The 12385-nt window shown below is 69.3% G+C and carries 14 protein-coding genes; 12 read left to right on the top strand and 2 right to left on the bottom strand.

Annotation, left to right across the window (positions count from 1 at the left end; all coding sequences use genetic code 11):
- Positions 1-108: 108 nt before the first annotated feature.
- The 4 genes from EDC29_RS02375 (at position 109) to rpmG (ending at position 3241) form a co-directional block, all read left to right on the top strand.
- Entirely contained in the window at positions 109-861 is a 753-nt protein-coding gene (locus EDC29_RS02375) for a LytR/AlgR family response regulator transcription factor (protein ID WP_062274170.1), read from the top strand.
- Between the two features lie 66 nt (positions 862-927).
- Positions 928-2736 (top strand): cation:proton antiporter, encoded by a 1809-nt coding sequence (locus tag EDC29_RS02380; RefSeq protein WP_132228379.1) that lies wholly within the window; start codon positions 928-930, stop codon positions 2734-2736.
- An 86-nt stretch (positions 2737-2822) separates the two neighbouring features.
- A complete protein-coding gene (rpmB, locus tag EDC29_RS02385) occupies positions 2823-3059 on the top strand; it encodes a 50S ribosomal protein L28 (protein ID WP_005222976.1) in 237 nt (78 codons plus the stop codon).
- Positions 3060-3073: 14 nt separating this feature from the next.
- The gene (rpmG, locus tag EDC29_RS02390; protein ID WP_005222974.1) at positions 3074-3241 is read left to right on the top strand and encodes a 50S ribosomal protein L33; all 168 of its coding nucleotides are present in this window, start codon (positions 3074-3076) and stop codon (positions 3239-3241) included.
- 124 nt (positions 3242-3365) lie between these two features.
- Here the strand turns inward: rpmG and EDC29_RS02395 are convergent, their stop codons facing one another.
- A complete protein-coding gene (locus EDC29_RS02395) occupies positions 3366-3731 on the bottom strand; it encodes a 4a-hydroxytetrahydrobiopterin dehydratase (RefSeq protein ID WP_123141189.1) in 366 nt (121 codons plus the stop codon).
- A gap of 123 nt (positions 3732-3854) precedes the next feature.
- Here EDC29_RS02395 and pabB point away from each other — a divergent pair, with 123 nt between their 5' ends.
- The 6 genes from pabB (at position 3855) to EDC29_RS02425 (ending at position 9825) form a co-directional block, all read left to right on the top strand.
- Positions 3855-5237 (top strand): aminodeoxychorismate synthase component I, encoded by a 1383-nt coding sequence (pabB, locus tag EDC29_RS02400; RefSeq protein WP_132228382.1) that lies wholly within the window; start codon positions 3855-3857, stop codon positions 5235-5237.
- Positions 5238-5361: 124 nt separating this feature from the next.
- Positions 5362-6285, top strand: coding sequence for an oxygen-dependent coproporphyrinogen oxidase (gene hemF / locus EDC29_RS02405; RefSeq protein WP_132228384.1), 924 nt, complete (start codon positions 5362-5364; stop codon positions 6283-6285).
- A 117-nt stretch (positions 6286-6402) separates the two neighbouring features.
- A complete protein-coding gene (hemB, locus tag EDC29_RS02410; protein WP_123141223.1) occupies positions 6403-7416 on the top strand; it encodes a porphobilinogen synthase in 1014 nt (337 codons plus the stop codon).
- 161 nt (positions 7417-7577) lie between these two features.
- Positions 7578-8399 (top strand): shikimate dehydrogenase, encoded by an 822-nt coding sequence (aroE, locus tag EDC29_RS02415; RefSeq protein WP_123143443.1) that lies wholly within the window; start codon positions 7578-7580, stop codon positions 8397-8399.
- A 33-nt stretch (positions 8400-8432) separates the two neighbouring features.
- Positions 8433-9092 (top strand): hypothetical protein, encoded by a 660-nt coding sequence (locus EDC29_RS02420; RefSeq protein WP_132228386.1) that lies wholly within the window; start codon positions 8433-8435, stop codon positions 9090-9092.
- An 85-nt stretch (positions 9093-9177) separates the two neighbouring features.
- Positions 9178-9825: a carbonic anhydrase gene (locus EDC29_RS02425; RefSeq protein ID WP_062274195.1), complete on the top strand. Its 648-nt coding sequence runs from the start codon at positions 9178-9180 to the stop codon at positions 9823-9825.
- Positions 9826-9853: 28 nt separating this feature from the next.
- Here EDC29_RS02425 and EDC29_RS02430 read toward each other — a convergent pair whose 3' ends face one another.
- Positions 9854-10633: a M90 family metallopeptidase gene (locus tag EDC29_RS02430; protein ID WP_132228388.1), complete on the bottom strand. Its 780-nt coding sequence runs from the start codon at positions 10631-10633 to the stop codon at positions 9854-9856.
- A 478-nt stretch (positions 10634-11111) separates the two neighbouring features.
- Here EDC29_RS02430 and EDC29_RS02440 point away from each other — a divergent pair, with 478 nt between their 5' ends.
- Both EDC29_RS02440 and EDC29_RS02445 read left to right on the top strand, forming a co-directional pair.
- Complete coding sequence (locus EDC29_RS02440) at positions 11112-11762, top strand: SCO family protein (protein ID WP_123141194.1); 651 nt, start codon at positions 11112-11114, stop codon at positions 11760-11762.
- On the top strand, positions 11762-12217 hold the full coding sequence (locus EDC29_RS02445) for a copper chaperone PCu(A)C (RefSeq protein ID WP_132228390.1): 456 nt from the start codon (positions 11762-11764) through the stop codon (positions 12215-12217). Before EDC29_RS02440 ends, EDC29_RS02445 begins: the two co-directional genes overlap by 1 nt.
- The last annotated feature ends 168 nt before the right edge of the window (positions 12218-12385 follow it).

Genomic DNA, 12385 nt, shown 5'->3' on the forward strand with positions numbered 1-12385 from the left:
GACCCATTGGAATGCGAATGCGCAGGGTGTGAGCCACCCTGCGTCGCGGGGGGCACTGTTCCTCTCCCGTGAACGCTGTAATCCATCCATGGATAGGGGTGAGTCAGCATGAAGATCCTGGTCGTCGATCATGAAACCTCGGCACGCGAGCGGCTGCGTCAGCTGCTCGCCGAGACCGAGGGAGACCACGAAGTGGCCGGAGAGGCCTGTAACGGGCTCGAGGCGATCGAGCGCTGTCGTCGCCAACCCATCGATCTGGTCCTGCTCGATCTGCAGATCCCCGGGCTTGACGGCCTGCAGACGGCGGCACGGCTGGCCACCCTGGAGCGTCCGCCACGGGTGGTGTTGATGACCCCCGGCGAGCGCGCCCGTGGTGGCGAGTTGCTGGCTCCGCCGGCGGTGCTCGAACGGCTCGACAAGCCGGTCGAGGGCGAGCGGCTGGAGGCGGTGCTGCGGCGCAGTCAGGGGCTGGCCTGGGGGCGTCAGGCGGCCAACCGCCCCTCCTGGCCGGGCCGGGGCGAGGAGCGGCGCAGCGAGATCAGCGCGCCCTATCGCGGCAGTGTGGTGCGGGTGGCGGTGCGTGATGTCGTCTATCTGCAGGCCGAGCACAAGTACGTCACCGTCTACCATCCCGAGGGCCAGTTGCTGGTCGACGAATCATTGCGCTCCTTCGAGCGCGAGTTCCCCGAGCTGTTTCTGCGTATCCATCGCAATGCGCTGGTCGCGCGCAGTCGGCTGGAGGGGCTGGAGAAGCGTCCCGACGGCTCGACCGTGGCGCGGCTGCAGGGGCGTCCCGAGCGGTTGACGGTGAGCCGTCGCCATCTCGCCCAGATCCGTCGCTGGTTGCGCGCCGGGCCGTGATCGCGGACGCCCCTGCGGGGTGCTTGCGGGCTTGGGATCCGCAGCGTCGCCCCCAGGGCTCCAATCATGTCCAACCTGACCGAAACCCTCGCACTGATCGCCGCGCTCGGTATCGCCGTGCAGTGGGTCGGCTGGCGCGCGCGGGTACCGACCATCGTGTTGCTGCTCGGTTGCGGCCTGCTGGCCGGGCCGGTGCTGGGGGTGATCCGACCGAGCGAGTCGCTGGGACCGGCCTATCCGGCACTGATCGAGCTCGGGGTGGCGGCGATCCTGTTCGAGGGCGGGCTCAGCCTGCGCTGGCACGAGCTGCGCCAGACCGCCGCCGGGGTGTGGCGTCTGGCCACCGTCGGGGTGGCGCTCAGTCTCGGCTTGGGGACCCTGGCCGCGCATCTGCTCGGCGGGTTGTCGTGGTCGGTGGCGCTGGTGTTCGCCGCCATCGCCGTGGTCACCGGGCCGACGGTGATCCTGCCGCTGTTGCGTCAGGCGCGGCTGCGGCGTCGCCCGGCCTCGCTGCTGAAGTGGGAGGGCATCGTCAACGACCCGATCGGCGCGCTGCTCGCGGTGGTGCTGTTCGAGGCGATGGTCTCGCCCGGGTCGCCGGAACTCGGTCATACCCTTGCCGAGCTGCTGCTGGGGCTGATCGGTGCGGCGGCCTTCGGTGCCGCGGCGGGCTGGTCGCTGGGTCGGCTCTATCTCGCCGGTCAGGTGCCGGAGTATCTCAAGGGCGCGCTGGCGCTCGGGGTCGCGCTCGGGGTGTTCGCACTGGCCAACCTGGTCTTCGTCGAGTCCGGGCTGGTGGCGGCGACGGTGATGGGCGTGGTGCTCGGCAACATGGGGCTGCCGAGCATCGAGGAGGTGCGCCGCTTCAAGGAATCGGTGGCGGTGCTGCTGGTCTCGGGCATCTTTCTGCTGCTCTCGGCCGATCTCGACCCCGAGATCCTGCTCGCGCTCGACTGGCGCAGCGCCCTGCTGATCGTGGCCATGGTGCTGGTGGTCAGGCCGTTGGCGGTGCTGCTCGCTACCCTCGGCTCCGGGCTGGAGTGGCGCGAGCGGGTGCTGCTCGGCTGGATCGCGCCGCGCGGGATCGTCGCCGCGGCGGTCGCCGGGGTGCTGGGGCCGGGGCTGGTGGCGCGCGGCTTTGCCGATGGCGCCTTGCTGCTGCCGTTGGTGTTCACGCTGATCCTGGTCACCGTGGTGGCGCACGGCTTCTCGCTCGGCTGGCTGGCGCGGCGCCTGGGGCTGAGCGCAGCGGCCCGCGAGGGGCTGCTGATCTGCGGCGCCAGTCCCTGGAGCTGCGCCCTCGCCGAGACCCTGCACGCCCAGCAGGTGCCGGTGCGACTCGCCGATCGCTCCTGGCATCGGCTGCGCGCGGCGCGCCAGGCCGGGGTGCCGGTCTATTACGGCGAGCTGCTCTCCGAGCACGCCGAGGGCGAGCTGGAGCTGACCGACTTCGGCAGCTTGCTGGCGATCAGCGGCAACGACGCCTATGACTCGCTGATCTGCGCCCAGTATGCGCCGGCCTTCGAGCGGCGCCGGGTCTATCAGTTCCCGGTCGAGTCCGGGCACGCGCAGCGTCGTCCCGGCGCCGGATCACGCGGTCGGCCCTTCCTCTCCGAAGGGCTGCAGTTCGAGGACCTGCAGCGTGAGTGGTATCGCGGCTGGACCTTCCAGGTCACCCGTCTCGGCGAGGGGTTCGACCTCGATGCATTGCGCCGCAGCCTGCCCGAGGGTGCACGCCTGGTGTTGTTGATCGATGCCACCGAGGGGGTGCGTCTGGCTGCCGCCGACGCCCCCTTCAGGGCGGCCCCGGGACAGCGGGTACTGTGGTTCGGCCCCAAGGGTGAGCGGGGCGGGGGAGGTGACGAGCGGGGGTGAAGTGCTTGCATCTAATTGAATTCTCGTGCTAGGATCCCGCTTCTTTATGTACTCAAACGCTCGACGACTTCGTAGAGATCTTCGCCATGTCCAAGGTATGCCAGGTAACCGGTAAGCGTCCCATTACCGGCAACAATGTCTCGCACGCTCACAACAAGACCAAGCGTCGCTTCCTGCCGAATCTGCACGTTCACCGCTTCTGGGTGGAGAACGAGAACCGCTGGGTGCGTCTGCGGGTCTCTGCCAAGGGCATGCGGATCATCGACAAGAAGGGCATCGACACCGTGCTCGGCGATATCCGCGCACGTGGCGAGCGCGTCTAACCGGAGAATCCACCATGGCCAAGGCAGCACGCGAAAAGATCCGTCTCAACTCGAGCGCAGGGACCGGTCACTTCTACACCACGACCAAGAACAAGCGCAATCAGCCCGGCAAGATGGAGATCAAGAAGTTCGATCCCGTCGTTCGCCAGCACGTGATGTACAAGGAAGGCAAGATCAAGTAAGTCCGCCTATGCGGCATGATCTGCCCCTGCAGTCGACCGAGCGCAGGTCGCGATCTCGGTGCCACGCGCCCGAGCATCGATGAAAGCCCGCATATCGCGGGCTTTTTTCGTGTCGGTCTCTCGGTCATCCTGGATCGTCGATGAGATAGGCATGTTCCGCCGGGGTACCGCTCAACGCTGAGTCCGGCCCCGGACGCCATCCGAGCCAGCGTTCGATCTCCTCGGCCAGCGCCAGGTCCAGGTCGGTGACCCCGCCGGCCGAATGAGTGCTGAGCCGGATCCCGACATGATCGTAGCCGAGCTCCAGCTCGGGGTGATGCCAGGCGAGCTCGGCGAGATGGGCGATGGCGTTGGCCGCGAGCAGCGTCGCCCGCCAGCCGCCGGTGCGATAGTCGCGCCTCAGTGCGCCGTCCTGATGGCGCCAGTGTGGCAGCGCCTCGTTCAGCCGTCGGGTGATATCGGGTGATGACAGTGGTCGTGGGGTCGCCATGGTCGTCGTTCCTCCGCAGGTCTGCGGGCGCGGCTGCGTCCCGCCTCGTCGCTTCGACAGTGAGGGTGGGGCGCGGTATCGCCAAGTCTGCCGGCGGTCGTCTGTCACGAGAACCGATCACCGATGCCTGATCGTCACCCGGCGGGTCCGCTGACCCGCGAGCTCCCCTATGTCGAGGACTGCGCGGCGCGTTTCGCGCCGCTGCTGCGCCGCCGCTGGCCGGTGTGGCTCGACAGCGGGCGACCCTTCACCGACCAGGGACGCTACGACATCCTCAGCGCCGATCCACGCCTGGTGCTGGTGACGCGCGGGTGCGAGACCACGCTGATCGAGGCCGACGGTGCCCGGCGTCGCTCCGGCGCCGATCCCTTCGGCCTGCTCGCCGAGGCCCTCGGTCCGTCACGCCCCTGCCCCGACGGGCTGCCCTTCGCCGGTGGCGCCATCGGCTTCTTCGGCTACGACCTCGGGCGCCGTCTGCACCGGCTGCCCGAGCGGGTGCGCGAGCCGGGTGCGCCGCCCGACCTCGCCGTCGGGCTCTATGACTGGGGCCTGGTGGTCGATCATCACGAGCGGCGTGCCCGGCTGTTCGCCCCGACCGAGGATGAACTCGAGCGTCGCGCGCGCCTGCTCGAGGCGGCGGCGCCGCGGTTGCCGCCCTATCGCACCCATGGGGCGGTGCGCCCCGACTGGTCGCATGCCACCTATGTCGAGGCGATCGCGCGCATCCACGCCTATCTGCACGCCGGCGACTGTTATCAGGTCAATCTCGCCCAACGCTTCTCGGTGTCTGCCAGCGGTCATCCCTGGCACGCCTATCGATTGCTGCGTGAACTCAATGCCGCGCCCTTCTCGGCCTATCTGCAGGGACCGGACTGGCAGGTGCTGAGCTCCTCGCCCGAGCGCTTCCTCGAGGTGCGCGACGGGCGGGTCGAGACCAAGCCGATCAAGGGGACCCGGCCGCGCGATCCCGATCCGGCGCGCGACCGTGCCCTGGCCGAGACGCTGCGGCTCAGTCCCAAGGATCGCGCCGAGAACCTGATGATCGTCGATCTGCTGCGCAACGACCTGGGACGGGTGTGCGACTACGGCAGCGTGCGTGTGCCGGCGCTGTTCGCAATCGAGCACTATGCGCGGGTGCATCATCTGGTGAGCACGGTCAGCGGGCGGCTCGCGCCCGGACGCTCCGCCGTCGAGCTGTTGCGCGCGGCCTTCCCCGGCGGCTCGATCACCGGCGCCCCCAAGCGCCGGGCGATGGCGGTGATCGACGAGCTCGAGCCGGCGCCGCGCGGCCCTTATTGCGGTGCCATCGGCTATCTCGGCCATGACGGCGCGATGGATACCAACATCGCCATCCGGACGCTGGTGCATGCCGCGGGCCAGACGCGATTGTGGGCCGGTGGCGGCATCGTCGTCGATTCCGAGGCCGAGGCCGAGTATCGCGAGACCTTCGACAAGGCCGCCCCGCTGCTCGAATTGCTCGAGCGGTTGCGTGATCGCAGGGCCTGAATGACGTCGGCCATGGGTGGATGTTGCGCCGGGCTGTTCTATGATCGATCCCCGGCGGGGCGCCACCGTGCTCCTGGGTGGCGCAACCCCGCTCATCATCGAACCCAGCACGAGGCGCGCACCGATGTCCGACCGACCCGATACCCAGGCCGTGAAGTCCTATCTGCTGACCCTGCAGGATCGTATCTGCGAGGCCTTGCGCGACACCGACGGTGGTGCCGACTTCCGTGAGGATCTGTGGGAGCGCCCCGGCGGCGGTGGTGGCCGTACCCGGGTGATGCAGGACGGGATGCTGTTCGAGCAGGGCGGGATCAACTTCTCGCACGTGCGCGGCGAGGCCCTGCCGGCGGCGGCGAGCGCCTCGCGCCCGGAGCTGGCCGGACGCAGTTACGAGGCGATGGGGGTCTCGCTGGTGGTCCATCCGCAGAACCCCTATGTGCCCTCATCGCACCTCAATGTCCGTTTCTTCCTCGCCGAGCATCCCGAGGACGATCCGGTGTGGTGGTTCGGCGGCGGCTTCGACCTCACCCCCTATTACGGCTTCGAGGAGGACGCGGTGCACTGGCACCGCAATGCCCGGGACGCCTGCGCGCCCTTCGGCGAGGAGCTCTATCCGCGCTACAAGCGCTGGTGCGATGACTATTTCTTCCTGCCGCACCGCAACGAGCCGCGCGGTATCGGCGGGATCTTCTTCGACGACTTCGACCAGGACGGCTTCGACAACAGCTTCGCCTTCATGCGCAGCGTCGGCGATCACTATCTCAGCGGCTATCTGCCGATCGTCGAGCGGCGCTGGGCGCATGTCTACGGCGAGCGCGAGCGCGATTTCCAGTGTTATCGACGGGGGCGCTACGTCGAGTTCAACCTGGTGTGCGACCGCGGCACCCTGTTCGGGTTGCAGTCGGGCGGACGCACCGAGTCGATCCTGGTCTCGCTCCCCCCGGCGGTGAGCTGGCGCTACGACTTCACCCCCGAGCCCGGCAGCCCCGAGGCCGAGCTCCACGAGCGCTTCCTCGCGCCGCGCGACTGGTTGACCGAGGCCGCTTGATTCGTGGTCTTGCCGCCGTCGCGACTGGAGCCGCGACGGCGGCTGAGCTATGTTATCCGGCTGAAGCGCCGGGATGGGCCCGGGCGCCCAGGATTCGTCCCCCGAGGTTTGATGTCGATGTCTCCCCTTGATACTTCGCGTGCCGCCTTCCCCGTCACCCGCATGCGCCGGATGCGTCGCGACGACTTCTCGCGCCGGATGATGCGCGAGACCACCCTGACCCCGGACGACCTGATCTATCCGGTGTTCGTGCTGGAGGGCAAGGGTGAGCGCGAGGCGGTCGAGTCGATGCCCGGAGTCGAGCGTCTGAGCATCGACCTGCTGGTCGAGGAGGCGCGCGAGGTCCACCGTCTGGGCATCCCGGCGATGGCGCTGTTCCCGGTCACCCCGGACTCGGCCAAGTCGCTCGACGCGCGCGAGGCCTACAACCCCGACGGTCTGGCGCAGCGCGCGGTGCGCGCGCTCAAGGACGCGGTGCCCGAGCTCGGCATCATGACCGACGTCGCCCTCGATCCCTTCACCACCCACGGTCAGGACGGCCTGATCGACGACCAGGGCTACGTGATGAACGAGCCCACCGTCGAGGTGCTGGTGCGTCAGGCCGTCTCCCATGCCGAGGCCGGCGCCGACATCGTCGCCCCCTCCGACATGATGGACGGGCGCATCGGCTCGGTGCGTGCCGCGCTCGAGCAGGACGGTCACATCCACACCCGCATCATGGCCTACTCGGCGAAGTACGCCTCGAGCTACTACGGCCCCTTCCGTGACGCCGTCGGCTCCTCGGCCAACCTCGGCGCGGGCAACAAGTACACCTACCAGATGGACCCGGCCAACACCGACGAGGCGCTGCACGAGGTCGGTCTCGATCTCGCCGAGGGTGCCGACATGGTGATGGTCAAGCCCGGCATGCCCTATCTCGACATCGTGCGTCGGGTGAAGGACCAGTTCGGTGCCCCGACCTTCGTCTATCACGTCAGCGGCGAGTACGCGATGCTCAAGGCCGCGAGCATGAACGGCTGGCTCGACGAGCGCGCGGTGGTGCTCGAGGCGATGGTGTCGATGAAGCGCGCCGGTGGTGACGGTATCCTCACCTACTACTCCAAGGACATCGCCCGCTGGCTGGGGGCCTGATCCCCTGATGTCCCCGGGCGCGCGGCACCGCTTCGCGCGCTCCGGCTCCCGGGCGCTCGCGCTGCGCGAGCGCCCTCGATCGACAGTTTCCTGACCCGCGCCGGGCCTCCGGGGCGGGTCTTTGCGAATGCGCCTCACCGCGCCGGACAGGTCGCCCCGAGATGCTCCATCGTTACGCCGTCATCGGCAATCCGATCGAACACAGTCAGTCGCCGACGATCCACGCCGCCTTCGCCCAGCAGTGCGGGGAGGCGATCGACTATGGCCGGATCCTCGGTGATCGGCACGACTTCGCCGGCGATGTCCAACGCTTCTTCGCCCAGGGCGGGCTCGGCCTGAACGTCACCCTGCCGTTCAAGGAGCAGGCCTGGGCGCTGGTCGAGGAGCGCAGCGAGCGCGCCGAGGTCGCCGGCGCGGTCAACACCCTGATCGCGCTCGCCGACGGCCGGTTGCGCGGCGACAACACCGACGGCATCGGGCTGGTGCGCGATCTCGCCGACAACCACGGCTTCGTCTTCGCCGGCACCCGGGTGCTGCTGCTCGGCGCCGGCGGCGCGGCGCGCGGCGCGCTGGTGCCGTTGCTCGAGAGCGGGCTGCGCGAGCTGGTGATCGCCAACCGTACCCCGGAGCGCGCCCATACCCTGGCAGCGCTGGGCTCGGGCGCGGTGCCGGTCTCCGGCTGCGGCTTCGAGGCGCTGGCCGGCGAGCGCTTCGACCTGGTGATCAACGCCACCTCGAGCGGGCTCTCGGACACGGTGCCGCCGATCCCCGCCGATCTGCTCGCCCCCGGCGGCTGGACCTACGACATGCTCTACGGCGCGGCGCCGACCGCCTTCTGTCGCTGGGGACGGGCACACGGCGCGGCGCACAGTCTCGACGGCCTGGGCATGCTGGTCGAGCAGGCCGCCGAGTCCTTCCGGCTGTGGCGCGGGGTGCGTCCGCGCACCGCCGAGGTCATCGCCATGCTGCGCGCCGCCGACTGAGCGCGCCGATCCCTCATCACGCTGGAGCGCGTCATGGAGTCGAACCACATCCCCGGGCGCCGCGAGCGCCAACTGCTGCGCGGTCAGGACAATCCGCTCTTCGGCTGGCCGCCGGCGCCGCTCGATCCGGCGGCGCTGGAGGCCGCGCGCGCCGCCGATCGGGCGGCGCTCGAGCGCTTTCGCGAGCGCTTCGCGCAACAGCTGGAGCGCGCCGCCAAGCTCGGCGAGCACGGCGACGGTACCGAGGTGATGGCGCTCAAGGAGACGCTCGAGCAGCTCTACGAGGAGAGCTTCGGGCTACCCGCGGCGCTCGAGCGCGAGCGCGAGGCGCTCGCCGGGCTGATCGAGACGATCGCCCGCAGTCTCGCCCGCGCCACCCGCGACGACCCCGAGGCGAGCGCCGCGCTGGCCGAGTTCGAGCGCGCCCGCGCGACCCATTTCGCGCTGCTGCGCCAGCCGCTGGTGGGCGATCTGCTCGACCCCGAGGGGCCGATCGGGCCGAGCGAGCTGCTGCCGACCCTGCTGAGCGTGCCCGCCGAGGAGTTCGACGCCGCGCTCGCGCTGTTCGACGAGCTGCAGCGTCGCACCCTGGTGCGCGACGGCGAGGCGCTGCTCGTGCGCCTCGAGGCGGCGGGTGTCGACTGCGTCGAGCCGCGCCGCCGGCTCGCCGCGCTCGTCGACGTGGCCCGCTGAACGCCCCGGTCGCGGGCGAGGTTTCCCGGACGCGCGGACTCCGTCCGCCGTCCATCTTCGCGACGACAACGACTGAGACTGCTTCATGACCAACAAGATCTCCGCCGTGGATGCCCTGCGCCGTCTGCGCGATGGCAACCGCCGCTTCGCCGCCGAACTCCGCGCCTCCAACAACGCGATCACCCATGCCGACTTCGCCGGGTTGCTGTCGGGGCAGAGCCCCTTTGCCATCGTCCTCGGCTGCTCGGACTCGCGGGTGCCGGCCGAGCTGGTCTTCGACCAAGGCTTCGGCGACCTGTTCGTGATCCGGGTGGCGGGCAACATCGTTGCGCCCTCGCAGGTCGGCAGCGTCGAGTTCGCCGCCTCGCGCTACGACACCAAGCTGGTGGTGGTGCTGGGTCACTCCTGCTGCGGTGCGATCAGTGCCACCCTGGAGACCATGCTCGACGGCGCCGACAGCGAGTCGCGCAACGTCGCCGCCATCGTCGACCGGGTGAAGCCCTCGATCGAGGGGTTGCTCGAGACCGAGCTGCGTGAGGATCGCGAGGCGCTGCGCCATGCCGCCGTGCGCGCCAACGTGCGCGCCTCGGTCGACCATCTGCGTCACGGCTCGGCGATCCTCGAATCGCTGATCGAGCGCGAAGGGCTGATGGTGGTCGGTGCCGAGTACTCGCTCGAGACCGGGCTGGTCGACTTCTTCGACGGCGTGCCCGAGGGTTGGGATCAGGAGTGACCCGTTCGCGCCTGGGTCCGCGTCGGACTCAGGCGTCCGCCGCCAGTCGCGCCAGCGGGTGTTGGCGGTAGAAGGCGCGCAGCTGTGCGTAGACCGCCGGATAGGTCTCGATCAGCAACTCAGGCCACTCGAAGAAGTATTCGCTCGTCACCGCGAAGAATTCCGCCGGCGATTCGCTGGCATAGGGGTCGATCGCGGTCTCCTCGTCGGCCTCGACCCGGGTGCAGAGGTCTGCATAGGCGGCGGCGAGGTCACGCTGCCAGTCGGCGCTCGACATCCCCGGGTGCAGCGGCGGGCAACCGTTGGGCGCGCCGGCGCGCATGTCGAGCTTGTGGGCGAGCTCGTGGATGACGACGTTGTAGCCCTCGCCGCGGCCACCTGCGGCGACATCGGCCCAGGACAGGATCACCGGGCCCTGTTCCCAGGACTCGCCGCTCTTGGCCTCCTGTTCGATCCACACCACGCCGTCGTCACCCATCACCTCGCGTTCGGGGACGAACTCCTCGGGATAGACGATCACCGCGTACCATCCGCGGTACCAGTCGAGCCCCAGCTCCAGCACCGGCAGTGCCGCCTGCAGCGCGATCCGCAGTCGCTCGGTAGCCGTGAGCGCGACGCCCTGGACACACTCGATGCGTTTGGTGCGGAGGAATTCGAGCGCCAGGGTCTCCAGCCGCTCGGCCGTCTCCGGGTCGAACCCGGCGAGCAGTGGCAGCGCCTCCCAGGCCGACTCCCAATCGCGCGTCGAGAACATCCGACTCACCCGCTCGATCCGGCGCGCGCGCCACCACTGACTCAGCGCGCCCATGCGCGCCGTCCGTCCGCTGCCTGATCCATCGAGGGGCTCCTGTGATGGCGGGTTAAAGAGGGCATTGAAACCGATCGGGGGCGCGGGGCAAAGGGGGGGCGATCAGCCTTCAGCCTCCAGTCGCCAGTCGCCAGCTGCCAGCTGCCAGTCGCCAGTCGCCAGTCGCCAGTCGCCAGTCGCCAGTCGCCAGTCGCCAGGAATTTTGAACCGCAAAGGCCCAAAGGGTGCGAAGGGGGGGGAGAGCTACCAGCTACCAGCCGCCAGCTACCAGCGGCCAGCCATCAGCCATCAGCCGCCAGTCGCCAGTCGCCAGTCGCCAGTCGCCAGTCGCCAGTCGTGGGGCGAGGGGTGGCGCGATGACGCTCGCTGGCGGCTGAAGGCTGACCGCTTGCGGGGCTCCGGCTTGATGTCGGTCGCGACTCCACGCACTATTGGACCATCGTGGGGTTGCGAGCCGAGCCGCTCGGCAGGGAGATCCATGCAACGGACGCCATCGCTCCTGGTCACCATCGCGCTCTCGCTGGCGCTGCTCGTGCCGGTCGGCTGGCTGTTGTTCGAGCGCCTGTCCCCGTCCGTCCCCGGACCCGCCCTCGCCTCGGCGCCGCGAGGGGGCGACTTCACCCTGGTCTCCGCCGCTGGACCGGTGAGCCTGTCGGGACTGCGCGGCAAGGTCGTGTTGATCTATTTCGGCTACACCTGGTGCCCGGATATCTGTCCGACCAACCTCGCCCTCATCGCCCATGCGCTCGGCCAGCTGACCCCGGAGGTCCGCGAGCGCGTCCAGGTGCTCTTCGTCAGCGTCGACCCCGAGCGCGACGACCCCGAGCGGTTGCGTCAGTACACCGCCTATTTCCATCCCGCGATCATCGGTCTGACCGGTCCCCCCGAGCAGCTGGCCGAGATCGCCGCACGCTACGGCGCGGCCTACCGGCGGGTCGAGCAACCGGACTCGGCGCTCGGCTATCTGGTCGACCACTCGGCCAATACCGTGCTGGTCGATCCCGAGGGACGCCTGGTGGGGCAGCTCCCCCACGCCACCGCGCCCGAGCGGATCGTCGAGCGTATTCACGGGTTGCTCGGTCTTGCGCCGACCGGGTCGGCAGGCCCATTCCATTCGGAGGAGTCGTGATGAGGAGCCTTCTGCTGATCGTGTTGCTGTCGTGCTGGCTGGCGCCGCTGTGGGCGGCCCAACCCGACGGCGTGGTGGTCGATGAGGCCTATGTGCGTGCCGTGCCGCCGGGGCAGCCCAACAGCGCGGCCTTCATGGTGCTGGAGAACGACGGTGCGGTGGACCGGGCCGTGGTCGCGGCGACGAGCCCGGTGGCCGAGGTGGTCGAGCTGCACACCCACCGCGAGGAGGGCGGGATGATGCGGATGCGCCGGATCGAGCGTATCGCGCTACCCGCCGGTGAGCGGGTACGCCTCGCCCCCGGTGGGCTGCACCTGATGTTGATCGGGCTGCGACAGCCCTTGCTGGTCGATGAGCTGGTGGCGCTGGAGCTGCAGCTCGACGACGGTTCCCGGATCGGACTCGATGTCCCGGTGCGTGCGCTCGGAGGCGGGATGGGGCACCAGGGTCATTGAGGCCTCGCCCGCATCGACCCCGCGCTCGACGAGAGACGGTCGGGATCTTTACGGCTGCTGGTCTGTCTCTGCAGAGACATGTCGGGAACGGCGTGTAATTTGACCCATATGACGAAATTCTGATATATATCGCAGGATTTTCTCCACCTTCTTCCTCGAGGCCCACCC

Origin of the sequence: Marichromatium gracile (assembly GCF_004343155.1) — a bacterium.
Classification (GTDB): Bacteria; Pseudomonadota; Gammaproteobacteria; order Chromatiales; family Chromatiaceae; genus Marichromatium; species Marichromatium gracile.

What these genes read in the sequence shown, in the direction of transcription:
- aroE (WP_123143443.1), top strand. Translation starts at nt 7,578, where the DNA reads ATGCTCCATCGTTACGCCGTCATCGGCAATCCGATCGAACACAGTCAG.
- EDC29_RS02375 (WP_062274170.1), top strand. Translation starts at nt 109, where the DNA reads ATGAAGATCCTGGTCGTCGATCATGAAACCTCGGCACGCGAGCGGCTG.
- hemB (WP_123141223.1), top strand. Translation starts at nt 6,403, where the DNA reads ATGTCTCCCCTTGATACTTCGCGTGCCGCCTTCCCCGTCACCCGCATG.
- pabB (WP_132228382.1), top strand. Translation starts at nt 3,855, where the DNA reads ATGCCTGATCGTCACCCGGCGGGTCCGCTGACCCGCGAGCTCCCCTAT.
- EDC29_RS02440 (WP_123141194.1), top strand. Translation starts at nt 11,112, where the DNA reads ATGCAACGGACGCCATCGCTCCTGGTCACCATCGCGCTCTCGCTGGCG.
- EDC29_RS02425 (WP_062274195.1), top strand. Translation starts at nt 9,178, where the DNA reads ATGACCAACAAGATCTCCGCCGTGGATGCCCTGCGCCGTCTGCGCGAT.
- EDC29_RS02395 (WP_123141189.1), bottom strand. Translation starts at nt 3,731, where the DNA reads ATGGCGACCCCACGACCACTGTCATCACCCGATATCACCCGACGGCTG.
- EDC29_RS02445 (WP_132228390.1), top strand. Translation starts at nt 11,762, where the DNA reads ATGAGGAGCCTTCTGCTGATCGTGTTGCTGTCGTGCTGGCTGGCGCCG.
- EDC29_RS02380 (WP_132228379.1), top strand. Translation starts at nt 928, where the DNA reads ATGTCCAACCTGACCGAAACCCTCGCACTGATCGCCGCGCTCGGTATC.
- rpmB (WP_005222976.1), top strand. Translation starts at nt 2,823, where the DNA reads ATGTCCAAGGTATGCCAGGTAACCGGTAAGCGTCCCATTACCGGCAAC.
- EDC29_RS02420 (WP_132228386.1), top strand. Translation starts at nt 8,433, where the DNA reads ATGGAGTCGAACCACATCCCCGGGCGCCGCGAGCGCCAACTGCTGCGC.
- hemF (WP_132228384.1), top strand. Translation starts at nt 5,362, where the DNA reads ATGTCCGACCGACCCGATACCCAGGCCGTGAAGTCCTATCTGCTGACC.
- EDC29_RS02430 (WP_132228388.1), bottom strand. Translation starts at nt 10,633, where the DNA reads ATGGGCGCGCTGAGTCAGTGGTGGCGCGCGCGCCGGATCGAGCGGGTG.
- rpmG (WP_005222974.1), top strand. Translation starts at nt 3,074, where the DNA reads ATGGCCAAGGCAGCACGCGAAAAGATCCGTCTCAACTCGAGCGCAGGG.